Source organism: Methylorubrum sp. Q1 (assembly GCF_004683995.1).
Lineage (GTDB): Bacteria > Pseudomonadota > Alphaproteobacteria > Rhizobiales > Beijerinckiaceae > Methylobacterium.
This window is the reverse complement of record NZ_SRHQ01000002.1, coordinates 52,479-71,893: the sequence shown is the minus strand read 5'-3', so window position 1 is coordinate 71,893 and position 19,415 is coordinate 52,479. Positions and strand designations below refer to the sequence as shown.

Here is a 19,415-nt window from a genome sequence, read left to right as displayed (position 1 = left end):
CTACGGCCGCTTCCCCACCGAGTGCGCCCGCGCTCGCAAACATTCAGGGCGCATTCAGTGCGCTCGCGCGACAGTCACCCTCGATGCGCCAAGCTTTCGCCCTGTTGATCGTCGTCTCGACCGCCGCGGTCCTCGCGGCGGGGGCGGTCGGCCCACTCGCCGAGGAAACCGGTGCCCTCGCGCCCGTCCCGGCGCAGCGGGAGCCGCTGAATCGCGGCGACGATTGCCTGTCGCCGGCCGATCTGCGCGAGGCGGTGGCCGAAAAGCGTGTCGTGCCGCCCATCGCCGCGATCCGCGCGGCGCGCCAGATCGTTCCGCGGGCCGAGATCCAGCGCGCCAGCCTGTGCCGGCACGAAGCGGGGCTCGTCTACCTGCTGACGGCCTTGCGTCGTGATGGGCATTTCATGCACGTCATGGTCGATGCTCAATCGGGACAGGTGAGCGGGCATTGGTAACCGTGGCGGTGTGCCGCCGGGATGAGGAGTAACCGACCGTGCGCCTGCTCGTGGTCGAGGATGACCGTGACATCAACCGGCAAGTCGTCGCCGCGTTGGAAGAGGCCGGCTACGTCGCCGACAAGGCTTTCGATGGCGAGGAGGGCGGCTATCTCGGCGAGAACGAGCCCTACGACGCCATCATTCTCGACATGGGCTTGCCCAAGGCCGACGGCGTCACCGTGCTCCAGAACTGGCGCCGGGCCGGGGTGAAGACCCCCGTCATCATCCTGACCGCCCGCGACCGCTGGTCCGACAAGGTGGACGGCTTCGACGCGGGCGCCGACGACTACGTCACCAAGCCCTTCCACATGGAGGAGCTGATGGCCCGCGTGCGCGCGATCCTTCGCCGCGCGGCGGGTCACGCGTCGAGTCAGATCGCCTGCGGCCCCGTCACCCTCGACACCCGCTCCGGTCGCGTCTTCGTGGACGGCGCCCCGATCAAGCTGACGAGCCACGAATACCGGCTGCTCTCCTACCTGATGCACCATACCGGCCGCGTCGTCTCCCGCGCGGAACTGACGGAGCATCTCTACGACCAGGATTTCGACCGCGACTCCAACACCATCGAGGTGTTCGTCGGGCGTCTGCGCAAAAAGCTCGCCGTGGACCTGATCCAGACGGTGCGGGGACTGGGCTATCTGATCGATCCGAACCAGCCGCCGGGGCGGGGGTGAGACCTCATTGGCTCCCAAGATCGGTGCGCGCGAAGTCCTCACCCTTGTAGAGGAGCGGCACGCCGTGATTCTGCGCGACCGCGTAAGCGAAGCAGTCGCCCGTGTTGAGGCGGGCCGGATGCCCCGTTTCCTGCCCGTAGCGTTCGAAGGCATCCAGCGCCCGGCCCGCATCCTCCGGGGTGATCGGGACGAGGCCGATCCGGGCGAGATCGGGCAGCATTGCAACATCCGCTCAAGCCGCCTCGAGCCCATCCTGCTTCTTGCAGGCAATGCCGAGGGCCGCCTCGTAGACGGCAACGGGCGAGGTGATCGGCACCTCCGCCGCTTCGAGACGTTCGGCGAGAGCTTGTCCCTCCGGCTCTTCCGTGATGATCGCGATCAGGGCAGAGGCATCGACGAACATCACTCGTCGTTCAGCCCGTCGAAGACGGCCTTGTCGGCCTCGAGGCCCGTGGAGGGCCGCGCGGCCACGCGCTCGTGCAGAGGTTTCAGCCGCGCCCACAGGCCGGGTCGGTGCTCCTCCCGCTCCAGTTCGTTGCGGACGGCGACCTTGACGGCTTCCGTGAGCGGAACACCCTTCCGCTCGGCCAGGAGGCGGACGAGGCGGACGAGGCGGTCCGTCTTCCGCATCGCGGATATGCAGGGCCATCAGCGTCTCGCGGGCGGGCCGTGTCGAAAGTCGGTGTGCATGATGTCCATGCCCGCACCGTCGCGAGCGAGCCGAGATTCGAGCCAGGACGCATGACCGACCGCCTCGCCTGGCTCCCCCTGCGCCGCCGCTCCATCGCGGTCCGGCTCGCGGTTTCCTCGTTCCTGTCGAGCACCGCGATCCTCGTCATCGCGGCCTTCATCCTCACCACGCTCTACCGCGAGAACACCGAGCGCGCCTTCGACAGCCGCCTGCTCGTCTTCGCCAACAACCTCGCCACCGATCTCGTCTCGCCGAGCGACCCTGAGACGCGCTCCTTCTCGCTCGGCGATCCGCGTTTCGACCTGCCGCTCTCGGGCTGGTACTGGCAGGTCGGGCGGCCCGACGCGAAGCCGCGGGATCTGCGCACCTCGCGCTCGCTCGTCGGCGTGCCGCTGAAAGGGCCCGATCAGGCCGGCACCGCGACCGTCGGTCAGATCCGCCAGGGCTACGGCCGAGGGCAGGACGACCGCAGCCTGCGCATCGTCGAGCGCGATGTCGATGTCGGGGCCGACGGGCGCTACACCGTGCGGGTGGCCGGGCCGGCGGACGAGATCGTCAACGACGTCGAGCGCTTCCGCTTCTCGCTGTTCATGACCTTCGGCCTGCTCGGCTTCTCGCTCGCGGCGACCGCGCTGCTGCAGATCCGCTTCGGCCTTGCCCCCTTGCGCAAGCTGCGCACGGCGCTCGGCTCGATCCGCCGCGGCGAGGCCGACCGGATCGACGGCGAGTACCCGCGCGACATCGCGCCCCTCGCGGGCGAGATCAACCTCCTGATCGAGACCAATCGCGAGATCCTGGAGCGGGCCCGCACCCAGGTCGGCAACCTCGCCCACGCGTTGAAGACCCCGCTCTCGATCATCGTCAACGAGGCCGGCAGCAGCGACGCCCCGCCGGAATTGTCGGAGAAGATTCGCGAGCAGGCGGCGGTGATGCGCGATCAGGTGAACTATCACCTCGACCGTGCCCGGGCCGCCGCGCTCGCGGGCACGCTCGGCACCTCGACGGAGGTCGAGCCGGCCCTCGCCGGCCTCGTGCGCACGTTCGGCAAGATCTACCGCGACAAGGACATCGCCTACGAGGTCCACGTTCCGCCGGGTCTGCGCTTCCGCGGCGAGAAGCAGGATTTCGAGGAGATGATCGGCAACCTCGTCGACAATGCCTCGAAATGGGCGGCGGGCCGGGTCTCGATCTCCGCTGTGCCGACGGCCGAGCACGATTATCCCCATCTCCTCGTGGCGGTGGAGGATGACGGGCCGGGTCTGCCCGAGGAGGACCGCGCGGCGGTGCTCAAGCGCGGCCAGCGTCTCGACGAGACCAAGCCGGGCTCCGGGCTCGGCTTGTCGATCGTCGCGGATCTGGCCGCGCTCTATCGCGGCCGCTTCCGCCTGGAGGCCGCCGCGCTCGGGGGGCTGCGCGCGGTGATCGAGGTGCCGGGCGACGCGCCCGCCGGCGGCGGACAACGCTGAGTGGCAGCGGGCCTCGCCAAGGTTACGCACCGGCAGGCCTGTGCTATGGCCATGCTTCGCTCGCGCGTGACGACGTGTCACCCGGAAGCGATGTCGTGCAGGCCCCGCTCGGGCTCTACACGGGGCCGAGCTTAAAACTTTGGGTCTGATGACGGCGATCTGGTTCATCCTGGCGGCTATGACCGGCGCAGCCGTGTTCGCGCTGCTTTGGCCGATGTCGCGCCGCCGCCGGCAAGGGGTCGGTTCGGAGGCGGAGGGCGGCGACGGGCTCGCCACCGAGACCGGCTTCTACGAGGACCAACTCGCCGAGATCGAGCGCGATCTCGGCCGTGGCCTCATCGCCCCGGCGGAGGCCGAGGCCGCGCGCGCCGAGGCCGCGCGCCGGCTGCTGCGGGCGAGCCGCGAGGAGAGGGCCGAAGGGTCGGGCGCCGCGCCGATCGCCGAGCCGCATCTGCGCCAGCGCCGGGCGGCTTCCGCCTTCGCGCTGTCTACGGTCCCCCTCGTCGCGCTCGTCGTCTACGGCCTCTACGGCTCTCCGAATCTCCCGTCGCAGACCGACGCCGACCGCAAGGCGACGCGGGCCGGCGCGCAGGATCTGATGACCGCCATCGGCCAGATCGAGGCGCGGCTCGCCAACCACCCGGACGATGTCCGCGGCTGGAGCGTGCTCGGGCCGGTCTACATGCGGCTCGGGCGGTTCGACGACGCGGCCCGTGCCTACGCGGCGCTCGTCCGCCTCAAGGGCGAGGACGCCCAGGCGCTCTCGGATTGGGGCGAGGCCCTGGTCGCGGCGGCCGACGGCACGGTCTCGCCGGAGGCGCGCAAGGTGCTGGGCCGGGCGCTCGCCGCCGATCCGAAGGCGGCCAAGCCCCAGTTCTATCTCGCCCGCGGCGACGAGCAGGCCGGCGACGTGGCCGGCGCCGTGCGGCGGCTGGAAGCGATGGCGGCCTCCGCCCCCGCGGACGCACCCTGGCTGCCGACGGTGCGCGAGAACCTCGCCCGGTTGAAGGGCGAGACCTTGGCCGCGCCGAAGGCCGGAGGAGAGGGCTCCGGGGATCGAGCCAAGGACGGCGCCAAGGATGGGACGATGTCCGAGGCGCCTGTGGCCGGGCCGGGCAGCAACATTCAGGCCTTGCCGCCTTCCGAGCGGATCGATGCGATCCGCGGCATGGTCGAGGGGCTGGAGCGGCGCTTGGCCAAGCAGGGCGGCAGCGCCGACGAGTGGCTGCGCCTCGTGCGCTCCCACGCGGTGCTCAGCGAGCGCGACAAGGCGCTCGACGCGCTGGAGCGCGGGCGCAAGGCGTTTCCCGACGACAAGGAGGCGCAGGCGCGTTTCGATGCGCAGGCCCACGAACTCGGCCTCGCCGGGGCCGGGACGCCACCGCCGAAGGCCGAGAGCGCCGAAAAGCCCGGCGAGCGGAATGCGGCCGAGCCCGATGCTGCGGCCTCCGCAATCCGGGCGATGCCGCCGGCCGAGCGCGAGGCGGCGATCCGCGGCATGGTCGCCAGCCTCGACCGGCGGCTCGCCGCCAAGGGCGGCAGCGCCGACGAGTGGATGCGGCTCGTGCGCTCCTACGGCGTGATCGGCGACCGGGCTGCGGCAGCCCAGGCCCTCGACCGGGCCAGGATGGCGCTCGCCGCCAACCCGAATGCAGTCGAACGCCTCGACGCGCTCGGCAAGGAACTCGGTCTGACGCCCGCTCAACCGTAGCGGAATGCGGCCCCTGACAATCGGTCCCGCCCGTTCAACCTTGACCCCGCGGGCGGGCGGGCCGAAACCGGTCTCTTGATCCTCAGCAGACGTCGGACCGCCGTCAGGCCCTCGCAAGCCTGAAGGAATCAGAAGAAGCCGACGAACCGGGACGGAACCGTCGTGACCCGCAAGAGCCGCCGCCTGATCCTCATCGCCGCCTGCGGCGCCGTGCTGGCGCTGGCGCTCGGGCTGATCCTGTCGGCGATGAGCGGCTCGATCGTGTTCTTCCGCTCCCCCGCCGACGTGGCGGCGCAGGGCGTCGCACCGGGCACCCGCTTCCGCCTCGGCGGCCTCGTCAAGGACGGTTCGGTGAAGCGCGGGCCCGACCAGAACGTCGAATTCGCGGTAACCGACACCAACGCCACGGTGCCCGTGCAGTATCGCGGCCTGCTGCCCGACCTGTTCCGCGAGGGGCAGGGCATCGTCGCCGAGGGCACGCTCGATGTCGGCGGCGTGTTCCGCGCCGACACGGTGCTGGCCAAGCACGACGAGAACTACATGCCCCGCGAGGTCGCCGACGCCCTCAAGGCGCAGGGGCGCTGGCAGGAAGGCGGGGGCAAGGAAGCTCCCAAGGAGTCCACCAAGGCGGCTCCGAAGGACGCGGCCAAGCCGGAGACGGCCGACGCCACCCTCGGCCAGCGCAGCGAGCGGTGAAAGATTCCATGACCGTCCGGACCGAAACCGCGCGAGGGGACTGCCGGTGATCGTCGAGATTGGCCATTACGCGCTGGCGCTCGCGCTGGCGCTCTCCCTGGTGCAGGCGGTGATGCCCGCCTGGGCCGCCCGCTCGGGCGATGCGGCTTTGCGCGAGGTGGCGGGGCCCGCCGCCCTCGGCACCTTCGCCTGCATCCTGTTCGCCTTCTGCGCGCTGACCTACGCGCACGTGACCTCGGACTTCTCGGTCCAGAACGTCGTCGAGAACTCGCACACCGCCAAGCCCCTGATCTACAAGATCTCCGGCGTCTGGGGGAACCACGAGGGCTCGATGCTCCTCTGGGTGCTCATCCTCGCCTTGTTCGGCGCCTGGGTCGCCACCGCCAAGACCTCCGTGCCGCCGGTGCTGCGCACCAACGCGCTGATGGTGCAGGCGAGCGTCACCTTCGTGTTCGTGCTGTTCATCATCACGACCTCGAACCCGTTCGCCCGCGTCGCGCCGGCGCCGCTGGAGGGCAACGACCTCAACCCGCTGCTGCAGGATTTCGGCCTCGCGATCCATCCGCCGCTGCTCTATCTCGGCTATGTCGGCTTCTCGGTCACCTTCGCCTTCGCCGTCGCCGCGCTGATCGAGGGGCGCATCGACGCGGTCTGGGCGCGGGCGGTGCGGCCCTGGGCCCTGACCGCCTGGAGCTTCCTGACGCTCGGCATCGCCATGGGCTCGTACTGGGCCTATTACGAACTCGGCTGGGGCGGCTGGTGGTTCTGGGACCCGGTCGAGAATGCCTCGCTGATGCCCTGGATCGCCGGCACGGCGCTGCTGCACTCCATCGTCGTCATGGAGAAGCGCGACGCGCTCAAGGTCTGGACGGTCCTGCTCGCCATCCTCACCTTCTCGCTCTCGCTGGTCGGCACCTTCATCGTCCGCTCGGGCCTGCTCACCTCGGTGCACAGCTTCGCCTCCGATCCGAGCCGCGGCGTCTTCATCCTCGCGATCCTGGCGCTGTTCATCGGCGGCGCGCTGAGCCTGTTCGCATGGCGGGCGCCGAGCTTGCGCCAGGGCGGCCTGTTCGCGCCGATCTCCCGCGAGGGCGCGCTGGTGATGAACAACCTGTTCCTCGTCGCCGCCTGCGCCACCGTCTTCGTCGGCACGCTCTACCCGCTGCTTCTGGAGATGCTGACCGGCGAAAAGATTTCGGTCGGCCCGCCCTTCTTCAACTGGACCTTCATCCCCCTGGCGCTGCCGCTCCTCGTGATCGTGCCGTTCGGGCAGGCGCTCGCCTGGAAGCGGGGCGATGCCGCCGCCGCTGCGCAGCGCCTGCTCGCCGCCTTCGCGGTGGCCCTCGTCGTCGCACTCGGTGCGGCGGCTCTGGCCTGGGGCGGTCCGGTGATGGCGCCGGTCGGCCTCGGCTTCGGCACCTACCTCATCATCGGGTCGGTCCTCGAGATCTGGGCGCGCGCCCGCGGCTACGGCCACAACCGGACGCGCGACCTCGGAACGACATGGCGCCGGGCGATCGGCCTGCCGCGCTCGGCCTGGGGCACGGCTTTGGCGCATGCCGGCGTCGGCGTCGTCGTGCTCGGCATCGCCGGGCAGGGCTGGGCGACGGAAGGGCTCGCAACGATCCGGCCGGGCGGTCAGGTCGCCTCCGGCCCCTACGTCGCCACCCTCGACCGCGTCGGCCCGACCAAGGGCGAGAACTACGAGGAGACCACCGCCTTCCTGACGCTGCGCAACCGCGCGGGCGACTACGTGGGCACCGCCGAGACCGGCAAGCGCTTCTATCCCTCCCGCCGGATGACGGTGACCGAGTCCGGCCTGAAGACGGTCGGGGTCAGCCAGATCTACGCCAGCCTCGGCGAGGTGATGCCCGACGGCTCCATCGGCATGCGGCTCTACTACAAGCCTCTGGTGCTGCTGATCTGGATCGGTTCGCTGATCATGGCAGCCGGCGGCGGCCTCTCGCTCACCGACCGGCGCATGCGTGTCGGCGCCCCGGTCAAGGCGCGCGCCAAGCTGCCGCCCTCCGCGGTGCCCGCCGAATGACCCGCTTTCGCTCCACGATCGCCGCTCTCGGTTTAAGCCTCGCAGCAGCCCCTGCGCTCGCGGTGCAGCCGAACGAGGTGCTGAAGGACCCCGCCATGGAGGCGCGGGCGCGGCATATCTCGGAGGGCCTGCGCTGCCTCGTCTGCCAGAACCAGTCGATCGACGATTCCGACGCGCCGCTCGCCAAGGATCTGCGCGTGCTGGTGCGCGAGCGGCTCAAAGAGGGCGACAGCAACGGCCAGGTCATCGATTACGTCGTGGCCCGCTACGGCGAGTTCGTGCTGCTGCGCCCCGTCTTCGGCTGGCACACGCTGCTGCTCTGGCTGAGCCCGCTGCTCGCGGTGGGGCTCGGCGCCTTCGGCATCTGGCGCCTGTCGCGTCGCCGCCCGCCGACACGGGCGGCAGGTCTGTCCAAGGCGGAGGAAGCGGAGGTCGAGGCGCTGCTCAAGCGGCCCTAAAGCATCGCCCTGGATACCGGACCCAGGACGATGCTTGAGGCTCTTGTTTTCGCATCATCTTTTCCGAAAGCCGGAGACCACCTTTCGGGATGATGCTGTAGCTTACGGGGATCGGCAGGGGCGCCCTGCTTTCGCCCGATCGGACGGGCAGGATCCGGCGCATCGTCGTCACCGCCCCGACCTGCCGCGAGCCTCCCCCGAGCGCCATGCCGATCGCCGCCTCTCTCAGACATCGCGTCCTTGTCGCCGCGCTCGGCCTCGTCGCCGGTCTTGCGACCGTGAGCCCGGCCTGGGCCCACCCCCATGTCTGGATCACAGCCAAGGCCGAACTCGCCTACGAAGCAGGCCGCATCACCGGCATCCGCCATGCCTGGACCTTCGACCCCGAATACACCGCCTTCCTGACGCAGGGGCTGGACGCGAACGGTGACGGCAAGGTCTCGCCCGAGGAGCTTCAGGGCTCGGCCAAGGAGCATGCCGGCAACCTCGCCGAGTTCGCCTACTTCACGAAGCTCAAGGTGGCCGGCAAGGAGCAGGCCTTCGCCGAGCCGCAGGAGGCGCGGATGGCCATGGAGGGCGGCAAGCTCACCTTGAGCTTCCTGCTGCCGCTGAAGGCTCCCGCCGCCCAGGGCAAGGGCGTCGCGGCGGTCGAGGTCTACGATCCGACCTACTTCATTGCCTTCAGTCTCGCCGAGGGCGCCGACGCGCTGCGCCTCGCCGGCGCCGCCCCCGGCTGCAGCATGACGGTGACGCGGGCGAAGAACACCGAGCCCACAGTGGCCTCCGCCGGCCAGTCGATGACCGAGGCGATGTTCGAGGCGCTGACCGCCGCCTCGAATTACGGCGAGCAATTCGCCAACCGGGCCATCGTCGCATGTCCCTAACCGCCGCCCTGCGACCCGCGGGCGTGGCGGCCAGCCGTTGGCCGCTGCGGCTGGCCCTTGCCGCCGGGGCGATACTGGCGGCCGCCGGCTTCCTTGGCGGCATCGCCTGGGCGCTCGGCCCCGTCGCCGCGCCGCCGCCCCGCTCGCCCTTCGGCATCGGCTTCCGCGAGGCCGCGCCCGCGACGACCGGGCTCGGCGGCTGGCTGCTCGCGGTCCAGTCCAATTTCTCCAACCACCTCCGCGCGGCGGTGACGGCGCTGAAGGCTGGAGGCCCCTGGATGCCGCTCATCGTGATGGGCTTCGCCTACGGCGTGTTCCATGCCGCCGGGCCCGGCCACGGCAAGGCGGTGATCGCCGGCTACATCGTGGCGGGTGAGCGTACGCTGCGCCGCGGCTTTGCCCTGAGCGCCGCGGCGGCCCTGCTCCAGGCTGTTGTGGCCATCGCCATCGTGCTGGTCGGCGTCCTCGTCCTCAACACGACCGCCGCCGGGATGACGCGGGCCGGTACCCTGATCGAGACCGTGAGCTTCGCCCTCTTGGCGGGGCTCGGGGCCGCGGTGACGTGGCGCAAGGCCGGGCGACTTGCCGGCCTTGCCACCGATAGCCCGGCCGAGGCGTGCGGTCCCGGCTGCGGCCATACCCACCTGACCGATGCCGCCGCCCTCGACCGGCTCGGCGGCTGGCGCGAGCGGGCGGGCGTAGTGCTCGCCGCCGGCTCCCGGCCCTGCGCCGGGGCGGTGCTGATCCTCGTGTTCTGCGCCGCGCAAGGCCTGCTCGCCGCCGGCATCGCCGCGACCTTCGCCATGGCGCTCGGCACCGCGCTCACCACCGGAGTCTTGGCGAGCCTCGCGGTGTTCGCCAAGGGCCTGGCGCTGCGGCTCGCGGGCGGGCGCGGGCAGGCCGGCGCGCTGGCGGTCGGCAGCCTCGAATTGTTGGCCGGCGCCTTCGTGCTGGTGCTCGGGCTCGCCATGCTGTCGGGTTTGGCCTCTGGCCTGGGTGGCTAAACGCCCTCTCGCCAAATCCCTCGAAGCCGTGGCAGGTTGGCCCCGGATCGGGAGGAGTCCTGCTTGAGCGAACACCACGCCCTCGACGCCTTCGCGCCCATCCTCAACTGGCGGCTCTTGAAGGGCTCGCACCCCTTCCCCGGACCGGACGGGGGCACCTGCATCAACGAGGCGGCAATGGTCGCGGCGGGGCTGCCCTACCGGGCGATCACCGCGAGCGAGGACTGTCCGCCCTGCTTCTCGCGACCGCTCGCAGCCTACGCGCTCGGCCTCAACGACGCCATGCCGGAGGCCGAGCGGCAGGGATTGATGGCGTTCGTGCTGCGGCTGTCCGGCTCGGCGGATGCGCCCGCGGTCGAGGCCGCCCGCACCGCCTTCCTCGCGCTTGAGAGCGCCCGCCGCATCCTGCCGCCGCTGCTGGACGCCGCCGGATTGCCGGCGCTCGCCGCACGCTGCGAGACGGCCTCCGATGCGGGGGTGGTCATGGTTGCGCTCCGTGCCGCCGAGATGCAGAGCGGCGCGCTGTCCCACGCCGCCGCCGGCCGCCACGCTTGGATCGCGGGCGCCCGCGCATCGGCCGTGTCACGCACCGCCACGGCGGCTTTGCGCGCCTTCGACGACCCGCGCAGCGCCGCAGAGGTGGCGGAGGGGGCGGCCCCCTTCGCGGATGGGACATGGCGGACCGCGCTCGGCATCCTCGACGCGGCGCTTCGGATCGGCCGACAGGCCCCGGAGATCGACCTGATCTCCGCGCATGCGCGTCTCGAGGCGGCGCGGGCCAGCGTTCATGCGAAATCCGATTGATTGCTTCGCAACGTGGATTTCGGGCTTCGCGCGAGCGCCGCGCAGGCTTGCTGATACGGTGTCCGCTTCGATTGAGCGGACACCGTATCAGCCGTAGGCGCGCGGGCGCGGCTCCGCCGTGAGGTCGACGTCGAGCGCCTCGCAGTTGGCGAGCCAGCGCCCGGTCAGGTGGTAGAAGAAGGTGCAGTGGCCGACGACCCCGATGGTCCGCTCCGGCCGCGACCGCAGCCAATCGCGAAACCCCGAGACGCGCTGGTCGAACAGGGTCCGCGGCTCGACATGCCAGCCGTCGGGCCCGGCCTCGCCGTCCGCGTACCACCACGTCTCGGGAAGATGGCCGACTTGGAAGGCCGGAAATTCCTGCGCCAGCACCGAGGCCGCCCGGCCGATGTCGCAACTGCTCTCCTGGCATTCGCGGTGGAGCACCTCCACCAGCACGTCGGGCCGCGCCGGGTGATCGGAGAAGATCCCGGCAGTGGTCTGGAGCGCCCGGGTCAGCGGCGAGGTGACGACGAGTTCGAAGGGGATCGCGCGCAGCGCCTCGCGGGCCGCGGCGACCTGGGCGTGGCCGCGCTCGGACAGGCGGGCATCGATATGGCCGGGGTCGCGCCCCGTCGCCTCGTGATGCGCGTTGAACGTCGATTCGCCGTGGCGGATGCAGACGATACGGGTGGCGGATGGCGGGGTCGAGCGGGACATCGCCCCGATGTAGGCGGTTCGCGCGCCGCGGGAAGCGGGCCGAGACGCCGCGCCCGATCTCCGCACCGATCCGGACGAAGCGTCACCATAAGCGGGCAATGGCGCCGCTTTCCGGACATCGCGGGCCGCTCGGGTGCGGAGCGGGGCCGAAGGTTGGCGAAGCGTCCTGTGGCGGCGCAGGGCACGCTGGAGGAGCCTTGGCAGGAACCGGCCACAGGGCCGGCATCCGCCGATGGAGGCTCCCATGCTCTCGCTTCCCCACTCCCCGCTGCCACAGTCGCCGCATCCCCGGTTACCGCTCGCATGTCCGGCTCCGGGTCTGACGCGCAACCTCCTGCTCGGGCCGCTGATCGCCCTCCTGCTCGCCCTCATCGCCGGTATCGCGCCCGCTCGCGCGCAGGATTCGAGGGCGCAGAACTCAAGGGCGCAGGACGGCAGCGGCACGCTTCTGCTGCGCTTCGAGGGCGGCGCGCCCGTCGAGGCGCCCCGCCTCAAGGCGGACGCCGCGATCACCGTGAGCGGCCCGACCGCGCGGGCGACGATCACCCAGGCCTTCCGCAACACGACGAGCGAATGGGTCGAGGGCACCTACCTGTTCCCGCTGCCGGAGGATGCGGCAGTCGATACGATGAAGCTCGTGGTCGGCGACCGGGTCATCGTCGCCGACATCCGCGAGCGCGAGGCGGCGCGGCGCGTCTACGAGGCGGCGAAGGCCGAGGGTAAGGCCGCCGCGCTCACCGAACAGCAGCGGCCCAACCTGTTCACCAACGCGGTCGCCAATATCGGCCCCGGCGAGACCGTGCTGGTGCAGATCGAGTACCAGCAGCCGGTGCGGTCCTCCGCCGGCACCTATGCCTTGCGCCTGCCGACCGTCGCCGCCCCGCGCTACAGCCCCGCTCCCCCGGCGGTGATGTCCGTCGTCGAGCGAGGCGCCGCCGCCGATCCCGTCCCGGATCGCGAGAAGATCACGGCCCCGGTGCTCGACCCGGCCCGCCATGCGCCGATCAACCCGCTGACGATCACCATCGAACTCAAGGCCGGCTTTCCCCTGGGCCAAGTGCGCAGCGCCACTCATGCGGTCCGTATCGAGGAACTGTCCGCGAGCGAGCGCCGCGTCACGCTTGCCGACGGCACCACCGCCGCCGACCGCGATTTCGAGCTGACCTGGAATGCGGCCCCCGGCGAGGCGCCCGCGGTCGGCCTGTTCCGCGAACGGGTGGCGGGGGCTGAGGCGGTGCTCGCCGTGGTGACCCCGCCGGAATCCGCGAGCCCGGCCGCCTCCGTGCCCCGTGACGTGGTGTTCGTCATCGACAATTCCGGCTCCATGGGCGGTGCCTCGATGCGGCAGGCCAAGGCGAGCCTGCTGATCGGCCTCGACCGGCTGGGCGCGGGCGACCGCTTCAACGTGATCCGCTTCGATCACAGCTTCGACACGCTGTTTCCCGATCCGGTGCCGGCCGACGCGCGCCATCTGACGCGGGCCAAAAGCTTCGTGGCGGGGCTCCAGGCGAGCGGCGGCACGGAGATGCTGGCGCCGCTCCAGGCCGCCCTGCGGGACGCGACGCCGGAGGAGACGGGGCGTCTGCGCCAGGTCGTGTTCCTCACCGACGGCGCCATCGGCAACGAGGCGCAGATCTTCTCCGCCATCGCGACGGAGCGCGGGCGCTCGCGGCTGTTCATGGTGGGCATCGGCTCGGCCCCGAACGGCTACCTGATGCGCCACGCCGCCGAACTTGGGCAGGGCAGCTTCACCCAGATCGACACGCCCGATCAGGTAACCGAGCGGATGCGTGCCCTGTTGGTGAAGCTGGAAAGCCCCGCCGTCACCGACCTGACCGCGACCTTCTCCGAGCCCGGCATCGACGTGACGCCGGCTCGCCTGCCCGACCTCTACCGCGGCGAGCCGCTCACCCTCTCGGCCCGGATGGGACAGGCCCGCGGCACCCTGACCCTCACCGGCCGGATCGGCGGCCAACCCTGGCAGACGCAGCTGCACCTGGAGACGGCGCAGGACGGGACCGGGATCGGCAAGCTCTGGGCGCGGGCGAAGATCGCCGAGGCCGAGACCGCGCGGCTGACCGGCGGGCTTGACGCGCAGGCCGCCGACGCGGCGATCCTGCGGCTGGCGCTCGACCACGGGCTGACGACACGGCTGACCTCGCTGGTGGCGGTGGACGCCACCCCGCGCCGGCCGGCCGGGCTGCGCCTCACCAGCACCGAGCTGCCGCTCAACCTGCCGGCCGGCTGGGATTTCGAGACGGTGTTCGGCACGCAGGACGAGGCTCCGCAGCTTCCCCCGCCGCCGCGCCAGCGCCGCGCCACGGCCCCGGCCACGCAGATCGCTGCCGCGCAGGCGGTGGCGCTGCCGCAGACCGCCACGGATTTCGAGATCCGCGCATGGCTCGGGGCGCTGCTGCTGGTGCTCGGTCTCGTCCTTTCCCGCCGCCGGCTCGCAGCGTGAGCGGGATCGCACAACAGGGCGCCGCATCGCCGCGCTCCGGCCGGAGGGGCCTCGCGGCCCCTCCGGTTTCCTTGCCGGCCCTCCTGCTGGTCGTGGCCGGTTCGGTTCTGCTGGCGCAGGCGGCCTGGATTCCGGCCAAGGCGGCTCTGGCGCAGGGGTTGCTGGAGCGCGCCTTCGCCCGCACCCTGGCCGAGGGCGTGCCCGCCCGACCCTGGCCCTGGGCCGACACGGTTCCGGTCGCCCGCATCGGCTTCCCGCGGCTCGGCGAGTACTACGTGGTGCTCGCTGGATCGAGCGGGCAGGCCTTGGCCTTCGGGCCCGGCCATGTCGAGGGCACGCCGCAGGCGGGCGAACCGGGAACGGCGGTCTACGCCGCCCACCGCGACACGCAGTTCCGCAGCCTCGGCCGGCTCGCGGTCGGGGATGCGATCGCGGTGGAGCGCCGCGACGGCCGCAGGCTCCGCTTCCGCGTCACCGGGCGCCGGGTCGCGCGGTGGGACGCCTCCGGCCTCGACCCGGACGCGCCGGGCCGGCACCTCGTCCTCGCCACCTGCTGGCCGCTCGATGCGGTGACGCCGGGACCGGAGCGGTTGCTGGTGGAGGCGGTGCTCGACGAAGCCGCCGAGCCTTGACGCTTCCCGCCTCGGTGCGGTTCTGTGCGGATCCGTCCGGAACCGCACGCGATGCCGCTGATCGAGGCCGATCACCCCGAGACCGAACTGCCCGCCGGGCAAAGCCGCGCCATCGCGGACGCCGTGCGCGAGGCGCTGGCCCGCCGCCGCATGTCCCGGCAGGCGCTCGCGGACGCGGCCCGCATTAGCATCTCGACCCTCGAGAAGGCGCTCTCCGGCCGCCGGCCCTTCACGCTGGCCACCACGATCCGCCTGGAGGAGGCGTTGGGGTTGCCCCTGAAGGTGCAAGCCGCCGCGCCGCCGGTGGCGAGCGCGGAAAAGGCCCGCCACGCGCCGGAGGAGTTCGGCTCCTACACCCGCGAGGCGGTGGCCTTCCTGACCGGGCGCTACCTGACGCTCCGCCCCTCGTTCGGGCAGGCGGGCGCGATCTTCGCCTACCGCACCGAGATCGCCTGGGACGCCGAGAGCGCCCGGCTCGTCTTTCGGGAGGCCGAGCGGCTCGACGCGCCGTTCGCGCAATCCGGCACCGTCTCGGTGCCGAACCAATCGGGCCAGATCTACCTCGTCACGAACTTCCAGGGGCAGTACCGGCTCGCCGTGCTCGGGCGTCCGACGATCCAGGGCGAGATGTTCGGCATCCTCTCGACTCTCTTCTCCGGCCGCGGCACGCAGCTCACGCCGGCCGCGACCCCGCTCGCCTTGGTGCCGGAGCGCGGGGCGCTGGCCGAGGGCGCGCAGTACGGGCGCATCACCGCCGGCATGGCCTGCGAGCCGGCCTACCGCCGCCTTCTCGACCGGGTGCGCGAGGATGTGTTCGCGGTGTTTCCCGGCTGCGGGGAGGGGGCGGCCTGAGCCGTCAGGCGGTGCTCGACAGCTTCATCAGCACGAGCCCGCTGACGATCAGCAGCGCCGCCAGGATGCGGGTGGCGTTCATCGCCTCGCCCAAAAACGCGATGCCGACGATGAAGGCGCCGACCGCGCCGATGCCGGTCCAGATCGTGTAGGCGGTGCCGAGCGGCAGGCTGCGCATCGCCCAGGCGAGGCAGGCGAAGCTCAAGCCCATGGTGACGAGGGTGATGACGCTGGGCCAGAGGCGGGAGAACCCCTCCGACTGCTTCATCGCGAAGGCCCAGACGACCTCCAGCAGACCGGCGAAGACGAGAACGATCCAGGCCACGGCAGCCTCATGGGGCGCATGAGCCGGGCCGTCCCGGACTTGGACCCCTGGATGGGGGAGGACGTTGCCTCGCAGGCTCAGCAAACTTCCGGATCTCGGGAGTCACGTGTGGTGCCGCACGCTGAGACAATGCGCATCATACGTCTCGCCGCAAGCACGGAAGGCATGTGTGAAACGGTGGCGGTTACAATGAGTCGCGAGAGCCTGACACGGCGAACTCGGTTGCACCTTCTTGCCCTTGCCGCGGCTGGCACAGGGCATATACCAATCGTTAACCATGCCCGTCCGCTTATGCGATTGCGGTGCCTTCGAGCTTCGGCTTTCACAAGGTGGTGACGCTCCTTGAACACGATGCGGTGGCTCGCAGGAATGGCTCCGTTAGGGGCTCAGACTTTCGGTAATGACATCTCATGGTGTGGAGATAGCGGTATGACGGTCAAATGGTTTGCGCGTCCCGCTAATCCGTCTTCTCATACTCAGGAAATGCGGTTGCCTGGGGTTGGTATTGTGCGGGTCAATATAGACAAGCATATTGATAATGCATTGAAGAGCCAGGCAAATGAGCATGCCGGAAGACGGAAAAATCCAGCAAAATCGGACAGAAAACCCTGATATTGCTGATGATGAAGAGACGTTGCCTGGGATAATTTCCGGCGAATATAATACCGTATTTGAACGTATTATGGGGCGCATGGCGGGTGAAAACCCTATAGCGCCCGTTGTCGCTTGCGTCGCCTACAGTTTGTACAAGCAAGAAAAGCGAGATTGGATCGTCCAGCGAACTCAGCAGCTTGGTAGACGCCCCCGCCAGGAGGAAATCGACAGCTACGTTAGTGGCTGGACGGATTTACGAATCGACTCCGTTATTTCTCAAGCGCGCGGGGAGATAGGAAGCTTCGCCAAGATTGTCCTCGACAGTTCTAAGGATGAAATAAATGATCAGATCTATAAGGCTCAATTTCAATCATTGCATGATCTCATTGAGGCAACAAATCGGGACAGAGCTTCAAAGCATGGAGATATAAAATCTCATGTTTCTGATAGAACAAAGGTATCTTGGGGTCTGAGCGTAGGACAGAATTTGATTGCGAATTTTTTATGGACGGCAGTCGTTATTATTGTTCTTCTAAGCCTTAATGTGAATTTTGATTTCAGTAATTTTAGCGGCCGCGTCAGAGGCTTCCTCAACCCCCCTGCCGATCCCATCAGTCAGCCGCCGCGATAGAACACATCACTCCAGCCGCACCACCACGCTGTCGCTCGCGCCCACCGCATCCATCACCGAGATGCGCGCGAAGCCCGCGCCCTCCGGGCTCCATTCCGATTGCCGGCGCATCGCCTCGGCCACCGGCAGGCCATCGACCATCCAGGTCAGGGGTGGCTGGCCGCCCAGTGCCTTGAGGGCGAGGCGGGCCTGCGCGCCCTCGCTCAAACCGAGATCGACCCGGGCACCGTCCGGCGGATAGGCGATCTTGAGGGGCACGCCGAGCGTCGCCGCGAAGGTTTTCGGCGCATCGCGGCGGATGTGGCGCAGCGGCGGGGGCAGGGCGGCGGTAGCGACGACGAGAGCGTCGCGGGGGCGGGGCAGGGCCTCCGGCTCGCCGCCGAACCGGGCGAAGGCATCGAACAGGATTGGCGCGGCGTGGCTGCGCCCGATCAGGCCCGGCACCGAGGCGCCGTCGGGGCGGCCGATCCAGACGGCAATCGTCACGCGGGCATCGAACCCCACCGCCCAGGCGTCGCGGTAGCCGTAGGAGGTGCCGGTCTTGAAGCTGATCCGGCCGGGCAGGGCGTTCTCCGGCGGCGGGGCGCCGCGCAGGGTGTCGGCGACGTACCAAGCCGCGACCGGATCGGCGATCCGCCGCTCCGGCTCCGGGCCGGCGGCGGGGCCGTCGAGGCGCCGGGCCAGCGCCGGCACGGTGCCGGAGCGCGCGAGACCCGCATAGAGCCGGGCGAGGTCGGTGAGCGTGATGCCGAGCCCGCCGAGGGCCACGGGCAGGCCCGGCGCCGTGTCGCGCGGCAACAGGACCGTCGCGCCGGCGCCCCGCAGCCGCGCGACGAAGCGGGCGGCGCCGACCGCATCCAGAAGCTCGACCGCGGGCAGGTTCAGCGATTGCTGGAGTGCGACCCGCGCCGTGACCGTGCCGCGAAACCCCATATCGAAGTTTTCCGGGGCGTAACTCGCGGCAAAGCGCGCTGGGCGGTCGTCGAGGAGCGTTTCCGGGTGGGCGAGCCCGTCCTCGAAGGCGAGCGCGTAGATGAAGGGCTTGAGCGCCGAGCCCGGCGAGCGCACCGCCTGCGTGGCATCGACGGCACCGGCGCGGGCGGCGTCGAGGTAGCCGGTGCTGCCGACATGGGCGAGCACCGCGCCGGTGCGGTTGTCGAGGACGAGGATCGCGGCGGAGAGCGCCGGGCCGGCGGCCGCCGCGCGCTCGGTCGCCAGCGCCTCGAGGCTCGCCTGGAGGCGCGCGTCGAGGGTCAGGTGCTGCAGCCGCGCCTCCGGGTCGGCGACGTGAGCCTGCTCGGCGGCATGGGCCGCGAGCATCGGGAATTGTTTTCGCGCAACCGGCACCGGCTCGGCCTTGGCCGCCTGCGCTTCGGCGGCGGTCAGCACGCCGCGCTCGGCGGCGATGTCGAGCACCCGGTCGCGGGCGCGCCGCGCGTTGGCGGCGAAGCGGTCGGGCCGGCGCGCCTCAGGTGATTGCGGCAGGGCAACGAGGAGCGCGCTCTCGGCAAATGACAGCCGGGCCGGCTCGCGGCCGAAATAGGCCAGACTCGCCGCCCGCACCCCCTCGACCGGCCCGCCATAGGGGGCGAGCGCGAGGTAGAGGTCGAGCACGCCCGATTTGCCGAGTGCACGCTCCAACTCGACCGCGCGGACCATCTGCCGGAGTTTGGCGCGTAGCGAGCGCTCGGCCCGCGGCTCGACGAGGCGGGCGACCTGCATCGACAGGGTCGAGCCGCCCGACACGATCTTGCCGTGCGCGAGCCATTGCCACGCGGCGCGGAGCGTCGCCGCCGGATCGATGCCGGGATGGCTGTCGAAGCGTCGATCCTCGTAGGCCTTGAGCATGGCGAGGTATCGCGGATCGATCGCGTCCGCGCTGACGGGCAGGCGCCAGCGCCCGTCGGCGGTGGCGAAGGGGCGCAGCAACTGGCCTTTGCGGTCGAGGATGACGGTCGAGCGGAGCGAGGCCTGGGTCAGGTCGAGGGGTGGGAGGGTGTCCGCGTAGCGCCAGAGGGCGCCCGCCAGCAGAAGCGCGACGATGACGAAGAGGGCGAGAACCGTGCCGACGCGTCCCCCTCTCCCCGCGCGCGGAGAGAGGCCAGGCTGCACCTTGTCGTGCAGGCTGGTCACGGAGGCGTCGCCGGAGCGGCGGTGACGGGGCGGCTCAGGACGATCCTCTTTCGGACAAGGCCCCTCACCCTCGGCTGCCGCCTCGCCGCGGCCCCGACGAGGGGGGCTCGGCCCTCTCCCCGCCTGCGGAGAGAGGGGATCTGCGTCGGAGGCCAT

At 70.6% G+C, this 19,415-nt stretch carries 18 protein-coding genes and 1 pseudogene; 14 read left to right on the top strand and 5 right to left on the bottom strand.

What is annotated here, in order from left to right:
- Positions 1–83 precede the first annotated feature (83 nt).
- Both E4V01_RS02225 and E4V01_RS02220 read left to right on the top strand, forming a co-directional pair.
- A complete protein-coding gene (locus tag E4V01_RS02225) occupies positions 84–455 on the top strand; it encodes a PepSY domain-containing protein (RefSeq protein ID WP_245517396.1) in 372 nt (123 codons plus the stop codon).
- A 38-nt stretch (positions 456–493) separates the two neighbouring features.
- On the top strand, positions 494–1,171 hold the full coding sequence (locus E4V01_RS02220) for a response regulator transcription factor (RefSeq protein WP_026105562.1): 678 nt from the start codon (positions 494–496) through the stop codon (positions 1,169–1,171).
- Between the two features lie 4 nt (positions 1,172–1,175).
- Here the strand turns inward: E4V01_RS02220 and E4V01_RS02215 are convergent.
- Positions 1,176–1,574 (bottom strand): annotated as a pseudogene (locus E4V01_RS02215) (type II toxin-antitoxin system VapC family toxin).
- Entirely contained in the window at positions 1,574–1,801 is a 228-nt protein-coding gene (locus E4V01_RS02210) for a type II toxin-antitoxin system VapB family antitoxin (RefSeq protein WP_245517395.1), read from the bottom strand. The pseudogene E4V01_RS02215 and the gene E4V01_RS02210 overlap by 1 nt, the downstream one beginning before the upstream one ends.
- A 111-nt stretch (positions 1,802–1,912) precedes the next feature.
- Here E4V01_RS02210 and E4V01_RS02205 point away from each other — a divergent pair, with 111 nt between their 5' ends.
- From E4V01_RS02205 to E4V01_RS02170, 8 genes are all read left to right on the top strand, one after another.
- A complete protein-coding gene (locus E4V01_RS02205; protein WP_060769081.1) occupies positions 1,913–3,328 on the top strand; it encodes an ATP-binding protein in 1,416 nt (471 codons plus the stop codon).
- Positions 3,329–3,476: 148 nt separating this feature from the next.
- Complete coding sequence (gene ccmI / locus E4V01_RS02200; protein WP_135297401.1) at positions 3,477–5,039, top strand: c-type cytochrome biogenesis protein CcmI; 1,563 nt, start codon at positions 3,477–3,479, stop codon at positions 5,037–5,039.
- Positions 5,040–5,201: 162 nt separating this feature from the next.
- Positions 5,202–5,735 (top strand): cytochrome c maturation protein CcmE, encoded by a 534-nt coding sequence (gene ccmE / locus E4V01_RS02195; RefSeq protein WP_135297249.1) that lies wholly within the window; start codon positions 5,202–5,204, stop codon positions 5,733–5,735.
- 46 nt (positions 5,736–5,781) lie between these two features.
- On the top strand, positions 5,782–7,782 hold the full coding sequence (locus tag E4V01_RS02190) for a heme lyase CcmF/NrfE family subunit (RefSeq protein ID WP_060769079.1): 2,001 nt from the start codon (positions 5,782–5,784) through the stop codon (positions 7,780–7,782).
- Positions 7,779–8,240, top strand: coding sequence for a cytochrome c-type biogenesis protein (locus tag E4V01_RS02185; RefSeq protein ID WP_060769078.1), 462 nt, complete (start codon positions 7,779–7,781; stop codon positions 8,238–8,240). Before E4V01_RS02190 ends, E4V01_RS02185 begins: the two co-directional genes overlap by 4 nt.
- Positions 8,241–8,446: 206 nt before the next feature.
- Complete coding sequence (locus E4V01_RS02180; RefSeq protein WP_135297248.1) at positions 8,447–9,124, top strand: DUF1007 family protein; 678 nt, start codon at positions 8,447–8,449, stop codon at positions 9,122–9,124.
- Entirely contained in the window at positions 9,115–10,128 is a 1,014-nt protein-coding gene (locus E4V01_RS02175; RefSeq protein WP_135297247.1) for a nickel/cobalt transporter, read from the top strand. Before E4V01_RS02180 ends, E4V01_RS02175 begins: the two co-directional genes overlap by 10 nt.
- Positions 10,129–10,191: 63 nt before the next feature.
- Complete coding sequence (locus E4V01_RS02170) at positions 10,192–10,932, top strand: hypothetical protein (RefSeq protein ID WP_135297246.1); 741 nt, start codon at positions 10,192–10,194, stop codon at positions 10,930–10,932.
- A gap of 87 nt (positions 10,933–11,019) precedes the next feature.
- On the opposite strand, the gene E4V01_RS02165 is transcribed toward E4V01_RS02170, so the two are convergent.
- Complete coding sequence (locus E4V01_RS02165) at positions 11,020–11,631, bottom strand: histidine phosphatase family protein (RefSeq protein WP_135297245.1); 612 nt, start codon at positions 11,629–11,631, stop codon at positions 11,020–11,022.
- Between the two features lie 244 nt (positions 11,632–11,875).
- Between E4V01_RS02165 and E4V01_RS02160 the strand changes: the two genes are divergently transcribed.
- Genes E4V01_RS02160 through E4V01_RS02150 form a run of 3 tightly spaced genes read left to right on the top strand, consistent with a single transcriptional unit; the run spans position 11,876 to position 15,576 of the window.
- A complete protein-coding gene (locus E4V01_RS02160) occupies positions 11,876–14,092 on the top strand; it encodes a marine proteobacterial sortase target protein (RefSeq protein ID WP_135297244.1) in 2,217 nt (738 codons plus the stop codon).
- Positions 14,089–14,724, top strand: a complete 636-nt coding sequence (locus tag E4V01_RS02155; protein ID WP_135297243.1) for a class GN sortase — start codon at positions 14,089–14,091, stop codon at positions 14,722–14,724. The genes E4V01_RS02160 and E4V01_RS02155 overlap by 4 nt, the downstream gene beginning before the upstream one ends.
- A 51-nt stretch (positions 14,725–14,775) precedes the next feature.
- Positions 14,776–15,576: a helix-turn-helix transcriptional regulator gene (locus E4V01_RS02150; protein ID WP_135297242.1), complete on the top strand. Its 801-nt coding sequence runs from the start codon at positions 14,776–14,778 to the stop codon at positions 15,574–15,576.
- A gap of 4 nt (positions 15,577–15,580) precedes the next feature.
- Here E4V01_RS02150 and sugE read toward each other — a convergent pair whose 3' ends face one another.
- Positions 15,581–15,901 carry a quaternary ammonium compound efflux SMR transporter SugE gene (gene sugE, locus E4V01_RS02145; protein WP_135297241.1) on the bottom strand — a complete coding sequence of 107 codons (321 nt, stop codon included), beginning with the start codon at positions 15,899–15,901 and terminating at the stop codon, positions 15,581–15,583.
- 559 nt (positions 15,902–16,460) lie between these two features.
- Between sugE and E4V01_RS02140 the strand changes: the two genes are divergently transcribed.
- Positions 16,461–17,126 carry a hypothetical protein gene (locus E4V01_RS02140; protein WP_135297240.1) on the top strand — a complete coding sequence of 222 codons (666 nt, stop codon included), beginning with the start codon at positions 16,461–16,463 and terminating at the stop codon, positions 17,124–17,126.
- Positions 17,127–17,132: 6 nt separating this feature from the next.
- Here E4V01_RS02140 and pbpC read toward each other — a convergent pair whose 3' ends face one another.
- Complete coding sequence (pbpC, locus tag E4V01_RS02135) at positions 17,133–19,415, bottom strand: penicillin-binding protein 1C (protein ID WP_135297239.1); 2,283 nt, start codon at positions 19,413–19,415, stop codon at positions 17,133–17,135.

Excerpts from the sequence above, each read along its gene's own strand:
- E4V01_RS02205 (WP_060769081.1), top strand. The coding sequence starts at position 1,913 with ATGACCGACCGCCTCGCCTGGCTCCCCCTGCGCCGCCGCTCCATCGCG.
- E4V01_RS02175 (WP_135297247.1), top strand. The coding sequence starts at position 9,115 with ATGTCCCTAACCGCCGCCCTGCGACCCGCGGGCGTGGCGGCCAGCCGT.
- E4V01_RS02160 (WP_135297244.1), top strand. The coding sequence starts at position 11,876 with ATGCTCTCGCTTCCCCACTCCCCGCTGCCACAGTCGCCGCATCCCCGG.
- E4V01_RS02185 (WP_060769078.1), top strand. The coding sequence starts at position 7,779 with ATGACCCGCTTTCGCTCCACGATCGCCGCTCTCGGTTTAAGCCTCGCA.
- E4V01_RS02140 (WP_135297240.1), top strand. The coding sequence starts at position 16,461 with ATGAGCATGCCGGAAGACGGAAAAATCCAGCAAAATCGGACAGAAAAC.
- E4V01_RS02180 (WP_135297248.1), top strand. The coding sequence starts at position 8,447 with ATGCCGATCGCCGCCTCTCTCAGACATCGCGTCCTTGTCGCCGCGCTC.
- E4V01_RS02150 (WP_135297242.1), top strand. The coding sequence starts at position 14,776 with ATGCCGCTGATCGAGGCCGATCACCCCGAGACCGAACTGCCCGCCGGG.
- E4V01_RS02210 (WP_245517395.1), bottom strand. The coding sequence starts at position 1,801 with ATGCGGAAGACGGACCGCCTCGTCCGCCTCGTCCGCCTCCTGGCCGAG.
- ccmI (WP_135297401.1), top strand. The coding sequence starts at position 3,477 with ATGACGGCGATCTGGTTCATCCTGGCGGCTATGACCGGCGCAGCCGTG.
- E4V01_RS02225 (WP_245517396.1), top strand. The coding sequence starts at position 84 with ATGCGCCAAGCTTTCGCCCTGTTGATCGTCGTCTCGACCGCCGCGGTC.
- pbpC (WP_135297239.1), bottom strand. The coding sequence starts at position 19,415 with ATGGCCTCCGACGCAGATCCCCTCTCTCCGCAGGCGGGGAGAGGGCCG.
- E4V01_RS02165 (WP_135297245.1), bottom strand. The coding sequence starts at position 11,631 with ATGTCCCGCTCGACCCCGCCATCCGCCACCCGTATCGTCTGCATCCGC.